Genomic DNA, 17099 nt, shown 5'->3' with positions numbered 1-17099 from the left:
CTATTCGCCCCGTGCCAGCCGCCGGAACGTGCCACAAATGATCGGCGCCGCCTCGGCGCCGACACTATTCAGCTCGCCGTACTGAGCGGACCGCCGGCCGTAGCAGAACGGCGGTCGCTCGTCCCACTGCCGCTTCGGCACGAAGTACCCCAGCTCGTCGTTCGCCAGGCCGACCAACATCCGGTGCTTGCCGCGCATTTGATCGTAAACACCCGGCTCGGCCGGGGCGTCGGGGAAGTCGGCGCCCGGCTCCGCCTTCTCGACCACCTTGCCGAGCACCAGCTCCGGGTAAATCTCGCCGGGGATCGCGGCGAGTTCCAACTCGCCGAGCCTGAGGTAGCCCACCTCCGTCTTCACCGCGACGGGCTTCTCCAGGTTCGTGGTCGGCACCATCTTGGGCGGCGTCGGGTCGCCGTCCCACTGATAAATCTGCCGCTTCAGCACGTCGAGTTGGTACGCGAGCCGGTAGACGGGGTTCTCCATCGGGACGAGCACGTCGCGCCGGCGCACGTCGAACGGCGTCAGCTCCAGCGGAACGGCGGCCTTCAGCGCACGGTCGGCGGCCTGTCCGACGAGCGTGCCGTAGCGCTCGGCCTTCTCGAACGTGCCGTCCTTCAGCTCCCGGCCGGCGTCGTCCTTCACGCTGAGGCCGAGCTGCGTCATGAGCCCGCCGACGGTGCCGGTGAGGTACACGACGGGGCACTTCTGCGACGCCCGCAGGTGGCCGACGGTGTAGCCCACGAAGTCGGCCGTGACCGCGGTGTTGCGGCTGTCCAGCGTCTCGGGGTGGCAGTTCCACTGCATGACGACGCCGCGCGGCGCCTGCGTCTTCGGGTCGTGGAAGCGCAGGGCGACGAGTTCGTCGTGGAGTACGACCGGCAGCCGGCTGTCGCGCAACAGCTCGGGCGCCTTCGCGGTGCCGATGCGGGCGGCGGCGGGCGCGCGGGCCTTGTCCGCGGCCGTCACCGCTTCGACGCAAGCGACTTGCACGCGGCCGAGGTAGTCGCGGTCGATGCCGGGCTGGAGCGGGTTCGGCCCCCACAGGCCCATCGTGTCCGGGCCCTCGTGGTTGTGGGTGGCCGACACGAGTACGTACTTGAACCCCGGCAGCTTCGCCCGCACCGATTCCACGAACGGCAGGAACAGGCCGACCACGTCCACGGACACGAGCGCGACCTTGTCGCCGCCGTCGGCGAGGACGACGGCGCGGGCCATGAGCGGGTCGTGGACCGACTTTGCCAGTCGGTTCTGCCCGAACCCGGCGAGGAACACAGGCTGCTTCCCGATAGCCGGCGTGACGTCGGCTTCGCCGAACCCGACGGTGAGTTCGCCCGCGGTCGCGGGCAGGGCGGAGCCCACGACGACGAGCAGGGAGAGGAGACGAATCACGGTGCGCACTCCCGCATGTACCGGATGCTCTCACGGGCGATGGTGTCGGCGTCGGGCTTGTAGTCGAACACCTCGACGGACACCCAGCCCGTGTAGTTCACGTCCGCGAGTGCCCGGAATATCGGCCTGAAGTCGGTGGCGCCGAAGCCGGGGCCGCGCAGGTTCGGGTCGTTGGCGTGGAAGTGGTGGAAGAACTCGCGGTTCGCCCGGATCGTGTCCGCGACCGGCGCCGGCTCCGACGACATCGCCTTCACGTCGAGGTGCAACTTCACGAACGGGTGCGCCACCCGCCGGCAAAGGGCAGTCCCCTCGGCCGCGGTCGTCAGGTAGTTCGTCTCCGCCGTCGTGAGCGGTTCAAGGCAGAGCGTGACGCGGCCGTCCTCGAGTGCCTTCAGACAGTGGCTGAGCGTATCGACCGCCCGGTCGTCGCCCTCGGCCGTCGAGACGCCGGGGTCGAGATTGCGCTGGAACGGCGATCCGAGCACCATCAGGGTGCCGCCCAGGTCGGCAGTCGCTCGCGTCAGCTCGGCGAGGTACTCGCCGGTCTTCTTGCGGACGGCCGCGTCCGGGCTGGTGAGGTGGAAGCCGGTCGTCTTCGCCAGCAGCCAGTGGAGGCCGATGATGCTTACGCCCGCGGCCTCGGCCTGGCGGCGAAGTTCGGTTCGGCGCGCGGCGGACACGTCGGTGATGAGCGGGGCGAGGGTGAACGGCGCGACTTCGAGGCCGGTGTACCCGAACTCGGCGGCGCGGGCGCACACCCGTGCGTGGTCCCAGCCCTCGAACGTCTCGTTGCAGATCGCGTATTTCATGCGGCGGTCCCGGATTGGGTTCAGCCGGCGAGCCGACGCGGCCGATACGATCCGGAGCGTGGCACGGGCGGGGGAGACATGCGCGGCGTCGGCCGGCGGCTCGGGGTACTGGTAATCGCTGCGGCAACCGGCTGCGCGACGAAGCCCTACGACCGCGACCCGCTGCTCAGCAGCGGGTACGGCGTGCGGGGCGACCGCGCGGCCGCCGCCCGCCCGCCGCGCCCGGAGGCCGAGCCCGCCACGCCGGACGCGCCGACGGGGCCGGTGCTCGGCGACCGCGGCCTCACTTCGCGCTGATCTTCGTCAGCACCACCGTGCCGTTGTCGTGGCCGCTGATAAGCGCCTTGCCGTCCGGGGTGAAGATCACACAGTAGCCCGGCGACTTCACCTGCGCCGTGAACCCTTCCTTGTCGGCGCCCGCCGGCCACACCGCCAGCCGGCCCGAGTAGCCGCACACGCCCAGCGACTTAGCCTCCTTCGACCACGCCAGAGCGTAGGGGTCGTCCGGCGTGGGGCCGACCTTCTTCGTTTCCTTGCCGGTCGCCGTGTCCCAGAAGCGGATGGTGCGGTCCATCGACGCCGACGCCAGCGTCTTCTCGTCGCCGACGAACGTGATCGCCGTCACCGGGTGTTCGTGGCCGGTCAGCGTCTTGTGCTCCTTGCCGGCGGCCACGTCCCACAGCTTCACGACGTGCTCCTTGCCCGTCTTGCTCGAGTTGTCGCCGCCGGCCGAGGCGAGGAGCTTGCCGTCGGGCGAGAACACGACGGCGTACACCGAGCCGGCGTGCGTACCGAGGTTCTTCGTCTCCTTGCCGTCGGCCGGGTTCCACAGCCGCACAGACTTGTCGGCGCTGGCGGTCGCCAGCACCTTGCCGTCGGGCGAGAAGGCGACGGCGTCGACGATGTCGGTGTGGCCCTTGAACTCGGTCGTGGCCTTGCCGTCCTTCAGGCTCCACAGCTTCGCCGTCTTGTCGAGGCTCGCGGTGGCCAGGACCGCGTTGTCCTTCGGGTGGAAGGCCACCGCGTACACCGGCCCGGTGTGACCCTTGATCTCCTTGAGTTCCTTGAGCGTGCCGTCGGCGTTGATCGCCCACAGCTTCACGACGTTGTCGAACCCGGCGGTCGCGAGCGTCTTGCCGTCCGGCGACAGGGCGACGGCGTGGACCAGGGCGGTGTGGGCTTTCGTCCCGGTGCCGGGCTGCGCGGGTGCGACGGGCAGATAGACACCGACGGCGAAGCAGAGGAGGGCGAGCCGGGCGCGGGTCATCGGGACGTGCTCCGTGCGGAGAGTCGGGGCGGGGACGACGGCGGACATTGTGCCCGGCCGGGGGGTGTGTGGCAACCGGCAATTTCCGAGCCGGCCCGGTCAGGGGACGGAGCGTGGTACGCACCCCGATCCCTGACGGGGCCGGCTCAGGTGCTGCCGATGCCGTACTGCTCGATCTTCCGGTACAGCGAGCTGAGCCCGATGTCGAGTCGCCGGGCCGCTTCTTTTTTGTCCGGCGACAGCCGCAAAAGCCGCTCGATGTGTCGCTTCTCGAACCGCTTCACCGCGTCGTCCAGCGGTTCCACGGCCGACGGATCATCCGCCGCGGGGGCCAGGTCCGGCGGCAGGTCGGCGGGCGTCAGCAGCGGCCCGTCGCCGAGGATGACCGCACGCTGAATCGCGTTCTCCAACTCGCGGACGTTCCCCTTCCACGCCGCCACTTGCAACAGCGGCATCGCCTCGCGGCTGACGCCGGCGACGCGCTTCCCCATCGCCCGGCCGTGCTTGGCGACGAAGTATTCGACCAGCTCGGGAATGTCCTCGCGGCGGTCACGCAGCGGCGGCAGGCGCAGCACGACCACGTTCAGCCGGTAGAACAGGTCCTCGCGGAACCGTCCGGCGGCGACCGCCGCCGGCAGGTCGGTGTTCGTCGCAGCCACAATCCGCACCGCGACGTGTTCCGGCTCCGCGGCCCCGACCGGCGTGACTTCCTTGCCCTCGATCACGCGGAGCAGTTTCGCCTGCGTCGGCAGCGGCAACTCACCCACCTCGTCCAGGAACACCGTACCCGCGCCGGCGGCGGTGAACACACCGGGGGCGTCGGCGTCGGTCGTGGAGAAGGCGGCGGCCTTCTGGCCGAACAGGTGCGCTTCGAGGTGGTCGGCGGGGATGGCGGCGCAGTTCACGGCGACGAACCGGCCGTCGGTCGGCTTCGCTTCCTGTGCGGCGCGGTGGATGTCGCGGGCCAGCAGTTCCTTGCCGGTGCCGCTCTCGCCGGTGATGAGCACGGTGGCGTCGGTGGGAGCGACCTTCCGCGCCATCGCCACCACTTGTCGGACCGCGGGCGTGCAGCCGACGACCATGCCGCCCGCCGCCGCCTCGCGGTGCAGCTCGCGGCGGAGCCACTGGTTCTCGCGGTTCAGGTCGCGCTGGGCGATGAGCCGGCGAATCTTCCGGTCCACCTCGCGGAGGAGGATCGGCTTCATCAGGTAGTCGTGCGCGCCCTTGTGGAAGGCGTCCACGGCGCTCTCGACGGTGGCGTACGCCGTGATGAGCAGCACGAACGTCTCGGGGCTGAGGCGGGCCACCCGCTCGAGCACCTCGATACCGTCGATGCCGGGCAGGTTCACGTCGCAGAGGATCACGTCGTACCGGTTGCGGCCGACGAGCCCGAGTGCGGCCTCGCCGCTGGCCGCGGAGTGGACAGCGAAACCTTCCAGGTGGAGGTACTCGGCAACGTTGGCGCGGATGACCGGCTCGTCGTCCACGACCAGCACGGAGGCGACGGGGGAACGCGCCGCGGTCATACCACCACCTCAGCAAGCCCAGGGACCGCCGTCCCCGGGTTTTGGGTCAGCGCCGGGAACTCTAGCCGGAAAGTCGTCCCCTCGCCCGGCCGCGACTCGCACGCCACGGTGCCGCCGTGCGCGTCCACGAGCTTCCGCGTCACGAACAGGCCCAGCCCGGTGCCGTGCTTCTTCGTCGTGAAGTACGGCCGGAACAGTTTCTCCCGCTGCGCCGCGTCGATGCCGTGGCCGTCGTCGGTCACGGTAGCAATCAGCTTCCCCGAGTCGTGTTCAGCGGCGATGACCACCCTACCGCCCTTACCGGTAGCGTCGATGGCGTTCAGCACGAGGTTGAAGAACACCTGCACGAGTTGGTCGCGGACGCCGACCATCGGCGGCAGGTCGGCCGGGACTTCCGATCGCACCTCGCGGCCCTTCACGCCCTTGTAGTACTTGGCGATGCCGAGCGCCTCGTCGACTACCTCGCGGAGCGAGCAGCGGCCCCGGCTGTCGCTCGCCGGTCGGCTGAACGCCACCAACTCGCGGAGCGTGCCCTGGATGCGTGTCAGCTGCGCCGTCACGAGGCCGAGGCGCTCGCGGGTGTGATCGTCCAGGTCGCGCCGTTCGAGCATCTGGACAATGGTGCTGACGGCCGTCAACGGGTTGCCGACCTCGTGGGCGATGCCCGCGGCCAAAAGCCCGAACGCGGCCATCTTCTCCTGGTGGAGCACCTGTGCCTGGCTCTCCTGGAGCTGCCGCGACCGCTCGGCGATCCGGGCCTCCAGCTGCGCGTTCACCGTCGAGAGCTCGTCGCCGACGCGCCGCAGCAACCGAACCAGGGACACCGCCGCCCACGCCACCCAGCCGAGGACGATGAGCGTGAACAGCAGCGTGGTGATGCTGGTGCCGTAGACGGGGACCGCGGCATACAGCACGGCGTACCCGACGCAGTTGACGCCGCACGTCCACACGGTGACGGCCGGCGAGTAGCGGATGGCCGCGCACACGACGGCGAGCACGGAGAAGTGGCGGAACGGGCTGTCGGGGCCGCCGTCGAGGTAACACAGCAGGACGATGTACGCGGCTTCCAGCGCCGACACGAGGAGCGGCAACCCGCCGAGGAAGACGCGGCCGCGCCAGGACTGGTACGTGTCGAGAACGGTGAAGCCGAAGCCGAGACTGAGGAGGACGTTGAGCGGCACCGGGTCGGCGTCGGTCACGACGTTCGCGTACAGGTAGCCGACGACGAGGCCGAACCAGCGGATTTTGACGGCGACGGCCTCGGCCGCCACGTCCCACCGGGCCGGTGACGGGTCGGGTTCGGAGGGTGGGTGCGACATTCACTCGTATTGTAGCCGGGAGGGTGCGGCGGGAGGGCGGCCGATGGCGAAGGCGGCGACGAAGGTGGTGCTGTTCGTGGGCGAGCACGCGACGGCGGCCGCGGGCGTGTTCCGGACCGTCGCCGGTCGCTTCGGCCTGCCGTGGGACGCGCGCACGGGCGACCCCGGCGGCGCGGAGCCGACGGCGGTCGTCGCCTTCTCCGCCGATTCGCGCTACCCGTCGGCCGAGGTATGGAGTGCGACCGACCTGGAGACGCAGGTGAACGGCCTGGTCGCCCGCTTGCTCGGCGGTCGCGTCGTGGCCGAGGCCGAGTTGCCGGCGAAGAAGGAGCCGCCGAAGAAGGTTCACACGGTGAAGGTGAGCCGCGAGACGGCCGGCCGTCGGGGCAAGGGCGTGACCGTGGTCAGCGAGCTGCCACTCACGCTCGACCAGATCGACGCGCTGGCGACGACGTTGAAGACGAAGTGCGGCACCGGCGGCACCGCGAAGGACGGGCGGATCGAGATACAGGGCGACCACCGCGACCGCCTCGCGGCCGAGCTGGAAAAGCTCGGCTACAAGGTGAAGCGGGCCGGCGGTTAGTGAATGTGCCCGCGGATGTACAACCCCGGCGGCGGGGCCGGCCGCACGAACACCACCGGCGGCGGCTCCTGGTAGATCACCGTCGGCTGCTCGCGGACGATCACCGGCCGCGTCCGCACCGCGATCGGACGAGCGTTCTGCATCTCGATGATGACCCGCGACGGCACGTTGTTCTGCCGCAGGAAGTCGAGGTCGCCCGGCGTCAGCGAGTAGGTGCTGCCGGTGTTGCGAATCTGGTTGATGATGACCTGCTCGTCGTGCCCCTGCTGAACCATGTGAATCACGTCGGTAAGCCCGAGCCGCTGGGCCTGCGCGGCGTTGGCCGCGGCCGTTGCCTGGATCACTTCCTTCTTCTGCTGATCCTCGCGGTCCACGCTGTTGCCGATAAGTCCGCCGGTGCCCGCGCCGACGAGCCCGCCCACGACGGCGCCCGTCTTCGGGTTGCCGGTCGCCGCCCCGACCGCGGTGCCGAGCCCGGCCCCGACGAGTCCGCCGAGGCCGACGCCCTTCTCGGTGTTGCTCATGGTCGAGCAGCCGCCGCCGGACAGGGCCGCTGCGAGCAGCAGAGCGGTTCGGGGTCGTGCGGTCGACATGGAATGCGCTCCTCGTGTGGGTCGGGGGTGATACCGTCGGCCCCCACGGCCGTCAATTGAAGAATCGGCCGCGGGCGGAACTTGCGCTCAGCCGAACCGCAGCCCATCGCTTCCGGCCGGTGCGTGCGGTAGAATCGCTCCGTTCCCCACCCTCCCCGGTCGACGCACCCGCCATGAAGCACTGGCCCTCCGCCGCCGTCGTACTCCTCCTCGCCTCCCCGGTCGTGGCCCAACCCAAGGCCGCCGACCGGCCCATCCCGGCCGCTGCGGCGGCGAAGGCGATCACGCTGCCGCCCGGCTTCAAGGCGACCCTGTTCGCCGGCGAGCCGGACGTTGTGCAGCCCATCGCCATGACCTTCGACACCCGCGGCCGGCTGTGGGTCGTTGAGTGCATGAGTTACCCGAAGTGGCGAGCCGACGGGAAGGGGAGCGACCGCGTCCTCATTCTGGAGGACACCGACGGCGATGGCGTCCACGACAAGCGGACGGTTTTTCTGGACAACGGCCCGAACCTGTCGGGCATCGAGGTCGGCCACGGCGGCGTGTGGCTGTGCTCGGTGCCGAACTTGATCTTCGTCCCCGACCGCGACGGCGACGACAAGCCGGACGGCCCGCCGGAGGTCGTTCTCGAAGGCTGGAACATGAAGGACACGAAGCACAACATCTTCAACAGCCTGGCGTGGGGGCCGGACGGCTGGCTGTACGGGTGCAACGGCATCCAGTCCAAATCGCTCGTCGGCAAGCCGGGCACGCCGGACAAGGACCGCGTGAAGCTCGACTGCGGCGTGTGGCGCTACCACCCGGTACGGAAGGCGTTCGAGCTGTACGCCAGCGGTACCACGAACCCGTTCGGCCTCGACTGGGACGACCACGGCCAGCTGTTCATCACCAACTGCGTGATCCACCACCTGTGGCACGTCGTGCCGGGCGGGCACATGCAGCGAATGTACGGCGAGGACGTGAACCCGTGGGTGTTCGCGTACCAGACCAGCTGCGCCGACCACCTCCACTGGGGTGGCGGCGCGTGGACGAGTTCGCGCAGCACCGGCGTCGGCGGCAGCGCGGCCCACAGCGAGGCCGGCGGCGGTCACGCCCATAGCGGAGCGGCCGTATACCTTGGTGACAACTTCCCGCCGGAGTACCGCAACAGCCTGTTCACGTGCAACATCCACGGCAACCGCCTGAACCGCGACCGGCTGGAGCGGAACGCCGGCGGCTACGTCGGCAAGCACGCCCCGGACTTCCTGTTCGCCAACGACAGCTGGTTCCGCGGGATCGCGGTGAAGGGCGGCCCCGAGGGCGGGCTGTACGTCACCGACTGGTCCGACACCGGCGAGTGCCACAACTACGACAAGGCCGACCTGACCAACGGCCGCGTCTACCGCGTCGTCCACGGCACGCCGATGCGGTGGACCGGCGACCTGGCGAAGCTACCGGACGCCGAGCTGGTGAAGATGCAGATCCACGCCAACGACTGGTTCGTGCGCCAGGCCCGCCGCGTGCTTCAGGAGCGCGCCGCGGCCGGGAAGCTGGAGAAGGATTCCAAGGATTCGCTGGTCCGCATGGTGAAGGGGACCGACGACGTGACGTGGAAGCTGCGGGCGATGTGGGCGCTGCACGTCGTGGGTGGGATGACGCCGGAACTGCTGACGGACCTGCTCGCGCATCCCGACGACAACGTACGGGCGTGGGCGCTGATGCTGGCGACCGAGGTTCCGATGCCGCCCGCGGTCGCGGCCGTTCTCGCGGCGGTGGAGAAGGAAGAGTCCCCCTTCGTGTTGCAGTTCGCGGCCGGCGTGTCGCAGCGACTGACTGGCGCGGACGGCCGGAAACTGGCGCGGTTGGTCGAGTGGCGCATCCTCGACAACGACGAGCCGAACCTCGCACTCGCCGGCTGGTACGCAGTGCAAATGGCGCTCGCCAGCACGGACCACCCGAGTGAATGGAGTGCGTTCCTGGAGAGCGCCCGGCACCCGCTGATCGGCCGGCACATCGCCCGCTACCTGGTCGCGTCGGTCCCCGCCAGCCAGCGCGACGCCCGCCTTAACTTCCTGGTCGAGCACCTCGACAACGTGAAGATCGAGTCATCGCAGTTGCCCGTGCTTGCCGGCATCCAGGAGGCACTGGCGAGCCTCCGTGAAGCTCCCGAGCCGCAGGGCTGGGGTGCGGTGTACGCTCAGCTTTCGATGAGCGAAGTGCCTGAAGTGCGGAGTCGCGCCGAGGCGCTGGCGGTGTTGTTCGGCAACGCCCGCGCCCTCGCCGACCTGAAGGGTCGCGCCGCCGACGCGAAGGCCGACCCCGCCGCCCGTGCCGCCGCGATCGAGTTACTGGCCCGCCGTCGCGTCGCCGACCTGCCGACGCTGCTACAACCGCTGCTGACCGACGCCGCCGTCCGCGGCCCGGCCGTGCGGGCGCTCGCCGCGGTGCCGCACGACGCCACCGCGGCCCGCGTGCTGGCCGCGTACCCAACGTTCAGCGCCGCCGAAAAGGCCGACGCCGTGCAGACGCTCGGCTCGCGTCCCGCCTGGGCGCTGGCACTTCTCACGGCCGTCGAGAAGGGGTCGGTTTCGCGCGCGGACGTGTCCTTGGTCGCCGCCCGTCAAATGCTGGCGTTGAACGACTCCGCCGTGGCCGCGAAGCTGGGCACGGCGTGGGGCACGATCCGCCCCGCGTCCGGCGATCGCACCGCTCTGGCCCGTAAGTGGCGCGGCACCCTGACGACGGAATACCTCCGCACCGCCGACGTGGTAAACGGCCGCCAGCTGTACACGCGCCACTGCGCGAGCTGCCACCGCATCTTCGGCGAGGGCGGCGACCTTGGCCCCGACCTGACCGGCTCGCAGCGGACGAACCTCGAGTACCTCCTCGAAAACGTCCTCGACCCGAGCGCGGTGGTGCCGCGCGAGTTCCGCGTCACCAACGTCCGCACCACCGACGGGCGGCTCGTGTCCGGCGTTGTCACGCGCGACACCGCCGAGGGGCTGACGGTCCGCACCACGAACGAGACCGTCGTTCTTCCCCGCGCCGACATCGAGGGCGTGACGCAAACCGCCATCTCGATCATGCCGGATGGGCTGTTCGACGCCCTTCGCCCCGAGGAGGTGCGCGACCTGGTCGCGTACCTCGGCCGGCCGCATCAGGTGCCACTGCCGGAGACCGCCCCGCCACCGACCCCGAAACGGTAATCGCCGATGCGCACCCTCGCCGTCATGACGCTGTTGCTGCTCGCGGACGACGTTCTCGCCCAGCGGCCGACCGCCGAGCCCTTCAAGGCCGGCCGGTCGGTCACGGTGGTGAACAACGGCATCGTTGCCACCAGCCACCCGCTCGCGGCCCAGATCGGCCTCGACGTGCTGAAGCAGGGCGGCAACGCGGTTGACGCGGCGATCGCCGCCAGTGCCGCGATGGGCCTGCTGGAGCCGATGTCGTGCGGCATCGGCGGCGACCTGTTCGCCATCGTGTGGGACGCGAAGACGCAGAAACTCCACGGCCTGAACGCCTGCGGCGGCGCCCCGGGGAAGGCGTCCATTGATTTGTTCCGCGGGAAGGGACTTGCCGAGATTCCCGAGAAGGGGCCGCTCAGCTGGTCGGTCCCCGGCTGTGTCGACGGGTGGGATCAGCTGCGGCAGAAGTTTGGCACCCGCACCTTCGCCGATCTGCTCGCCCCGAGCATCCATTACGCCGAGCACGGGGCTCCCGTCCCCGAGGTGATTGCGGGCTACTGGCGAAGCGCCGACGCGAACCGCGACGCCGAGTTCCGTCAGGTGTACGTCCCCGGCGGCACGGCGCCGCGCGTCGGCGAGGTGTTCAAGAATCCGGCGCTGGCTAAGACTTATCGCGCGCTCGCCGCCGCCGGCAGCGACGCGTACTACACCGGCGACATCGCCCGCCGCCTCGTCGCCTTCTCTGAGCGCAAGGGTGGGTTGTTCGCCGCCGCCGATTTGGCCCGCCACAAGTCCGAGTGGGTCGATCCGGTTTCGACGCGCTACCGCGGCGTGGACGTGTGGGAGTTGCCGCCGCCGGGGCAGGGGATCGCCGTTCTGCAGATGTTGAACCTGCTCGAAAGCTACGACCTGCGGGCACTCGGCCCCACGTCGCCCGCCTACTGGCACCTTTTGATCGAGGCCAAGAAGCTGGCCTACGCCGACCGGGCACGGTTCTACACCGACCCGCTGTTCGCCCGCGTCCCGGTCCGCGAGCTGATTTCGCCCGAGTACGCCGCCGCGCGTCGCCTACGAATCGACAAGGCGAAGGCCGCCACGGACGTGCCGCACGGCGACCCGAAACTCGGCAAGGCGGACACGATTTACCTGTGCGTCGTGGACAAGGACCGGAACTGCGTGTCGCTCATCCAGAGCAATTATTTCGGCTTCGGCTCCGGGCTCGCGGCCGCCGACCTCGGGTTCGCGCTCCAGAACCGCGGCTGCCTGTTCGCCCTCGACCCGGAGCACCCGAACCGCCTCGAACCCGGCAAGCGGCCGTTCCACACCATCATCCCGGCAATGGCCACGAAGAACGGCAAGCCGTGGCTGACGTTCGGCGTCATGGGCGGCGACATGCAACCGCAGGGGCACGTACAGGTGCTCGTGAACCTGCTCGACTTCGGGATGAACGTCCAGCAGGCCGGCGAAGCGCCACGCGTCGAGCACGTCGGCCACGCGACGCCGACCGGCCGCCCCGCCGCTCCCGGCGGCGGTACCGTGAAGGCCGAGTACGGAATCCCGGAAGCGGTGGTCGCCGAACTGACCCGCCGCGGCCACCACGTTGAGCGAGTGCGCACGAACGGCGGCGGCTACCAAGCCGTCCTGATCGACCCGACCACCAACGTGCTGCACGGCGGCACCGAGGCCCGCAAGGACGGCGCCGCCGTCGGCTATTGAGCGGCCGCCGCCGACCCGCTACGGTACGGACAGCCCCCACCCGGAGACCGCCATGAGCGACGCCGTGACCCCCGAGACGAAGAGCGCCCGGATGACGGAGTTCCTTCGGCTGCTCCCGCTGACGATCGACCTGGCCGGGCTTCCGAAGGCGGCCACGGGGGCGGTGTTCACGCCCGACCAGATCGAGGGGCGGGCGATGAGCATCCGGGCCGCGTACAAGGCCGCCCGGAACCTCATCAAGGACGTGGGCGAGAACGGCTGATTCACCCGGCCCGGTCGGCCAGCGCGATCCCGGTCGCGGTGGCGAACGCCCGGCAGAACGCCGTCGTCACCATCACCCGGCTCGCCCCCTTCGCGGTCATGCGGTCCGCCGTCGCGCCGGCGACCGCAACGGCGTTCCCCGCACCGATCTCCACGTCGGTCCAGTCCATGCCGCGCCGCCACGGCGAGCCGAGCGCCCGGAACACGGCGTCCTTCGCCGCCCACACCGCGGCGAACGCCTCCGTGGTGCGCGGGTCGGCGTTGCACCGGCCGATCTCGCGGTCGGTGTAGACGCGGCGGAGGAACGCCTCGCCGTGCCGGTCGATCAGCTTCCGCACCCGGGCGCACTCCAGCACCTGGGTGCCGATCCCCACGATCATCGCACGTCGTCCTCGGCCGGGCGGGGCGGTAGAATCACCCCTTCAGCCTACCCGACGCGGCCGATGGAGTCAGCCCGTGCCCGACCCCGGTGACCTGCTCGCCGACCTGACCGACGACCAGCGCGCCGCCGTGACGCACGCCGAGGGGCCGCTGCTCATCCTCGCCGGGGCCGGGTCGGGCAAGACGCGCGTGATCACCCGCCGCGTCGCGTACCTGCTGCAACAGGGCGTGCGGCCCGGCAGCATCCTGGCGATTACCTTTACCAACAAGGCCGCCGGCGAGATGCGGCAGCGCGTCGAGAAGCTCGTGCCCGGTAACCGCGTGTGGGTGAGTACGTTCCACAGCCTCGGCGCCCGGCTGCTGCGGCAGTACGCCGACCGCCTCGGCATCGACCGCAACTTCACCATCTACGACACCGACGACCGCAACAAGCTGGTGAAGGACGCCCTGGCCGCGACCGGCATGGACGACGTGAAGTTCAGCCCCGACCGCCTCGGCGGCGCGATCAGCAAGGCGAAGAACCAACTGCTCACGCCGAACGGCTACGAGAAGACGGCGAACGACTTCTTCACGCAGACCGTGGCGAAGGTGTACCACGGCTACGAGAAGCGGCTCCGCGCCGCGAACGCGATGGACTTCGACGACCTGCTGTACCTGCCGGCCCAGGCGCTGCGGCTGAACGAGGAGTTCCGCCGCGACCTGGATTCGCGGTTCCGCTACGTGCTGATCGACGAGTACCAGGACACCAACTCCGCGCAGTACGAGGTGGCCCGCCGGCTGTCGGTGGACCACCCGAACCTGTGCGTGGTCGGCGACCCCGACCAGTCGATCTACAAGTGGCGCGGCTCGGACATCAAGAACATCCTCGACTTCGAGCGCGATTTTCCCGCGGCCCGGGTCATCACGCTGACGCGGAACTACCGCAGCACAAAGAACGTCCTGCACGCCGCCGGCGCGCTCATCGACCGCAACAAGCAGCGGAAGAAGAAGGCGCTCGTCACCGACAACCCGGCCGGCGAGCCGGTCCGCGTCCTCACCTTCGACAACGGACTCGACGAGGCCGAGGGCGTCGTCGTGCGGATCAAGGAGGCGGTGAAGGCCGGCCGGTTCCGCTACCGCGACCACGCCATCTTCCTTCGCATCAACGCGCTCACGCGGTCGCTCGAGTCCGCGTTCGTGAAGCACGGCGTGCCGTTCCAAATCGTGAAGGGGCTGGCGTTCTTCGAGCGGAAGGAGAACCGCGACGTGCTTGCCTACCTGCGGCTCGTCGCCAACCCGCAGGACAACGTCAGCTTCCTCCGCGTCGTGAACGCGCCGAGCCGCGGCGTCGGCAAGACCTCGCTCGACCGGCTCGTGGCGTTCGCCGGCCGCGAGGAAATGCCACTGCTCGCGGCCGCGGCTCAGGTGGCCCGTATCCCCGAGATCAAGGGAAAAGGAGCGTCCGGCCTCCGCGACTTCTACCGGCTCGTCACCGAGCTGCGCACGAAGCTCGACCTGCCGCCGCACGAACTCATCGACCTCGTCATCAAGCAGTCCGGCTACGAGAAGATGCTCCGGGATTCTGACGACCCCGAGGACGCCGACCGGCTGGCGAACGTGTCCGAACTCGTCACCGCGGCGAAGCAGTACCACGACGAGAACCCTGACAGCAAGGTCGTGGACTTCCTCGAACAGATCACCCTCGCTTCCGACACCGACGGCTGGGACGAGGCCGCCGACCACGTCTCGGTGATGACGCTGCACTCCAGCAAGGGGCTGGAGTTCCCGGTGGTGTACGTCATGGCCGTGGAGGAGGGGCTGCTGCCGCACGAGCGGAGCCTCGGCAAGGACGAGGACGTGGAGGAGGAGCGGCGGCTGTGCTTCGTCGGCATGACGCGGGCGATGAAGGAACTGCACCTGTGCCACGCCCGGATGCGCGAGTTCCGCGGGCAACTGAACTACGCCATCCCGAGCAGCTTCCTCGGCGAGTTGCCGCGCGACTCGTCCGTCGAGCACGTAGACCTGTCGATGACGCGGAACGTCGCGCGGGGGGCCGCCGACGAGTGGCGGGCGAAGGTGGCGCCGGCGGCACGCGACTGGGCCGACACCGGGGTCCGGCCGTTCATCCCTCCGAAGAAGCCGGAGGAGGCCGCGTCGATCGTCGTGCCGCCGGACACCGGCCTGGCAGTCGGGGCACTTGTCCAGCACGACGAGTACGGGCTGGGGCAGGTCACCGATCTGAGCGGGTTCGGCGCGCTGCGGCGGGTGAAGGTGCGATTCCCCGGCCACGGCGAAAAGGTATTCGTGGCCGACAAGGCGAAACTGAAGGTGGTCGGGCGGCGGCAGGGGTGACGGCTACCAGTCCTGCCGCGGGAGGCGTTCCAGGGCTTCCTTGAACGCCTTCGCCGAGCCGAACCGGTCCGTCGGCACCTTGGCGATCCCCTTCAACAACACGGCGGCCGTCTCGTCGTCCAGGTCCTTGTTCACGTCCTTCGGGTTCTTCGGCGGCGTGTTCATCACCCGCCGGGAGTACTCGTTCGAGTCCATCGACCGCTCCCACGGCAGGCTGAACGTGAACATTTCGTAGGCCGTGACGCCGAGAGCGAACATGTCCACGCGGTGGTCGGTGGTCCGCCGCGCAAGCAGCTCCGGGGCCATGATTTCCTTGGTGCCGGTCCGGTTGCCGGGGGCGCAGAACTGCGGCGTGTACGGGATCGCGAGCCCGAAGTCGATGAGCTTGAGCACGCCCTCGGTGTTGACCATGATGTTGCGGGCGCACAGGTCGCGGTGCAGGTACTTGGAGTCGTGAATGTACTGGACGGCGTCGCTCAGCTGCGACAGGTAGTTGATCCGGTTTCCCTTAAGCTGGGCGTTCCGCGTCTCGACCAGGTAGCTGAGGCCGTAACCGTCCACCCACTCCATGACGATGTACGGCTCGCCGTTCGTCGTCAGCCCGTGCTCGTAGGTGCGCACGATGTTCTCGTGCCGCAGGGCCATGCAGATCTCGCCCTCGGACGGCTTCTTCAGGCCGGGGAAGCGGGCCTCGAACTCCTTCGTCTTGACCTTGTCGAGGACCTTGAGGCAGACGTTGCGGCCGATCTCGCGGTCGTAGGCCCGGTAGACCTTGGACATGCTCCCCTGGCCGGTCTTGCCGCTCAGCTCGAAGCGCTTGGCGATGTTCGCCACCTTGCGCGGCGAGCCACCGACCCCGCCCCTGTCCTTGCCCTTGCCGGTCAGAAAATCGAAGAAGCCCACGGGCGCCTCACGGCGTTACTGGATGTCGCAGTAGTCGATGATTCGGGCGACCTCGGTCCGCAGGTCGCGGCGGTGGACGATCCGGTCCACGAACCCGTGCTTCAGCAGGAACTCGCTCGTCTGGAACTTCTCGGGCAACTCCAGCCCGACGGTGTTGCGGATCGTCCGCCGGCCGGCGAAGCCGATCATCGCCCCGGGCTCGGCCAGGTGGATGTCGCCCTGCAAGGCCCAGCTCGCGGCCACCCCCCCCATCGTCGGGTTCGTCAGGATCGAAATGTACAGCCCGCCGGCCGTATCGTACCGGGCCAGTGCGGCCGACACCTTGGCCATCTGCATCAGCGACAGGATGCCCTCCTGCATCCGCGCCCCGCCGCCGGAGCCGCTGACGAAGATGAGCGGCAGTTTCGCGTCGGCGGCGCGCTCGGCGGCGCGGGCCAGCTTCTCGCCGACCACACTCCCCATGCTCCCGGCCATGAAGTGGAAGTCGGTGATGCCGAGGACGACCGGCCGGCCGCGGACGAACCCCTTGCCGCAGACCGCCGCGTCCTTCTGGCCGGTCTTCGCCTGCTCCTCAACGAGCCGCTGGGCGTACGGGATGCGGTCCACGAACCCGAGCGGGTCGCACGGCGCCAGCTCGGCGTCCCACTCCTCGAAGCTGTCGGTGTCGAGGAGCTGGGCGATGCGGTCGCGGACCGGCACGGTGAAGTGGTGGTCGCACTCCGGGCAGACGAACAGCCGGGCCTCGACCTCCTTGCGGTAGACCGTGGCCTTGCACCCCGGGCAGCGGAGCCAGAGCCCCTCCGGGACGCCCTTCTTCCGGTCGGCGGGTTGGGGGATCGAAGACATCAAGAACTCGG

Annotated in this window: 15 protein-coding genes; 6 read left to right on the top strand and 9 right to left on the bottom strand. The window is 69.6% G+C overall.

Annotated features, from left to right (window positions below; translation table 11 throughout):
- Both ETAA1_RS16780 and ETAA1_RS16775 read right to left on the bottom strand, forming a co-directional pair.
- On the bottom strand, positions 1 to 1389 hold the full coding sequence (locus ETAA1_RS16780; protein WP_145240417.1) for a hypothetical protein: 1389 nt from the start codon (positions 1387 to 1389) through the stop codon (positions 1 to 3).
- On the bottom strand, positions 1386 to 2198 hold the full coding sequence (locus ETAA1_RS16775; protein ID WP_145240415.1) for a sugar phosphate isomerase/epimerase family protein: 813 nt from the start codon (positions 2196 to 2198) through the stop codon (positions 1386 to 1388). The genes ETAA1_RS16780 and ETAA1_RS16775 overlap by 4 nt, the downstream gene beginning before the upstream one ends.
- 78 nt (positions 2199 to 2276) lie before the next feature.
- Between ETAA1_RS16775 and ETAA1_RS16770 the strand changes: the two genes are divergently transcribed.
- Positions 2277 to 2495 carry a hypothetical protein gene (locus tag ETAA1_RS16770; RefSeq protein WP_145240413.1) on the top strand — a complete coding sequence of 73 codons (219 nt, stop codon included), beginning with the start codon at positions 2277 to 2279 and terminating at the stop codon, positions 2493 to 2495.
- Here ETAA1_RS16770 and ETAA1_RS16765 read toward each other — a convergent pair.
- The 3 genes from ETAA1_RS16765 to ETAA1_RS16755 form a co-directional block, all read right to left on the bottom strand.
- A complete protein-coding gene (locus ETAA1_RS16765) occupies positions 2482 to 3465 on the bottom strand; it encodes a WD40 repeat domain-containing protein (protein ID WP_202920179.1) in 984 nt (327 codons plus the stop codon). The two genes, ETAA1_RS16770 and ETAA1_RS16765, sit on opposite strands and share 14 nt — an antisense overlap.
- Before the next feature lie 146 nt (positions 3466 to 3611).
- Positions 3612 to 4991: a sigma-54-dependent transcriptional regulator gene (locus tag ETAA1_RS16760; protein ID WP_145240409.1), complete on the bottom strand. Its 1380-nt coding sequence runs from the start codon at positions 4989 to 4991 to the stop codon at positions 3612 to 3614.
- Positions 4988 to 6310 (bottom strand): sensor histidine kinase, encoded by a 1323-nt coding sequence (locus ETAA1_RS16755; protein WP_145240407.1) that lies wholly within the window; start codon positions 6308 to 6310, stop codon positions 4988 to 4990. Before ETAA1_RS16755 ends, ETAA1_RS16760 begins: the two co-directional genes overlap by 4 nt.
- A gap of 43 nt (positions 6311 to 6353) precedes the next feature.
- Here ETAA1_RS16755 and ETAA1_RS16750 point away from each other — a divergent pair, with 43 nt between their 5' ends.
- The gene (locus ETAA1_RS16750; RefSeq protein ID WP_145240406.1) at positions 6354 to 6893 is read left to right on the top strand and encodes a translation initiation factor; all 540 of its coding nucleotides are present in this window, start codon (positions 6354 to 6356) and stop codon (positions 6891 to 6893) included.
- On the opposite strand, the gene ETAA1_RS16745 is transcribed toward ETAA1_RS16750, so the two are convergent.
- Positions 6890 to 7486 carry a glycine zipper domain-containing protein gene (locus ETAA1_RS16745; protein WP_145240404.1) on the bottom strand — a complete coding sequence of 199 codons (597 nt, stop codon included), beginning with the start codon at positions 7484 to 7486 and terminating at the stop codon, positions 6890 to 6892. The two genes, ETAA1_RS16750 and ETAA1_RS16745, sit on opposite strands and share 4 nt — an antisense overlap.
- A 173-nt stretch (positions 7487 to 7659) precedes the next feature.
- Here ETAA1_RS16745 and ETAA1_RS16740 point away from each other — a divergent pair, with 173 nt between their 5' ends.
- Genes ETAA1_RS16740 through ETAA1_RS16730 form a run of 3 tightly spaced genes read left to right on the top strand, consistent with a single transcriptional unit; the run spans position 7660 to position 12628 of the window.
- Positions 7660 to 10671, top strand: coding sequence for a PVC-type heme-binding CxxCH protein (locus tag ETAA1_RS16740; RefSeq protein ID WP_145240402.1), 3012 nt, complete (start codon positions 7660 to 7662; stop codon positions 10669 to 10671).
- A 6-nt stretch (positions 10672 to 10677) separates the two neighbouring features.
- Entirely contained in the window at positions 10678 to 12366 is a 1689-nt protein-coding gene (ggt, locus tag ETAA1_RS16735) for a gamma-glutamyltransferase (RefSeq protein WP_145240400.1), read from the top strand.
- 52 nt (positions 12367 to 12418) lie between these two features.
- The gene (locus tag ETAA1_RS16730; protein WP_145240398.1) at positions 12419 to 12628 is read left to right on the top strand and encodes a hypothetical protein; all 210 of its coding nucleotides are present in this window, start codon (positions 12419 to 12421) and stop codon (positions 12626 to 12628) included.
- Between the two features lies 1 nt (position 12629).
- Here ETAA1_RS16730 and ETAA1_RS16725 read toward each other — a convergent pair whose 3' ends face one another.
- Positions 12630 to 13007 carry a holo-ACP synthase gene (locus ETAA1_RS16725; protein ID WP_145240396.1) on the bottom strand — a complete coding sequence of 126 codons (378 nt, stop codon included), beginning with the start codon at positions 13005 to 13007 and terminating at the stop codon, positions 12630 to 12632.
- Positions 13008 to 13083: 76 nt separating this feature from the next.
- Between ETAA1_RS16725 and ETAA1_RS16720 the strand changes: the two genes are divergently transcribed.
- The gene (locus ETAA1_RS16720; RefSeq protein ID WP_145240394.1) at positions 13084 to 15339 is read left to right on the top strand and encodes an ATP-dependent helicase; all 2256 of its coding nucleotides are present in this window, start codon (positions 13084 to 13086) and stop codon (positions 15337 to 15339) included.
- Between the two features lie 3 nt (positions 15340 to 15342).
- On the opposite strand, the gene ETAA1_RS16715 is transcribed toward ETAA1_RS16720, so the two are convergent.
- Positions 15343 to 16242, bottom strand: coding sequence for a serine/threonine protein kinase (locus ETAA1_RS16715; RefSeq protein ID WP_238389238.1), 900 nt, complete (start codon positions 16240 to 16242; stop codon positions 15343 to 15345).
- A gap of 15 nt (positions 16243 to 16257) precedes the next feature.
- Positions 16258 to 17088: an acetyl-CoA carboxylase, carboxyltransferase subunit beta gene (gene accD, locus ETAA1_RS16710; protein WP_145240392.1), complete on the bottom strand. Its 831-nt coding sequence runs from the start codon at positions 17086 to 17088 to the stop codon at positions 16258 to 16260.
- Positions 17089 to 17099: the final 11 nt, after the last annotated feature.

It is taken from the genome of Urbifossiella limnaea, from assembly GCF_007747215.1.
Lineage (GTDB): Bacteria > Planctomycetota > Planctomycetia > Gemmatales > Gemmataceae > Urbifossiella > Urbifossiella limnaea.
This window is presented reverse-complemented; position numbering and strand designations above follow the sequence as displayed.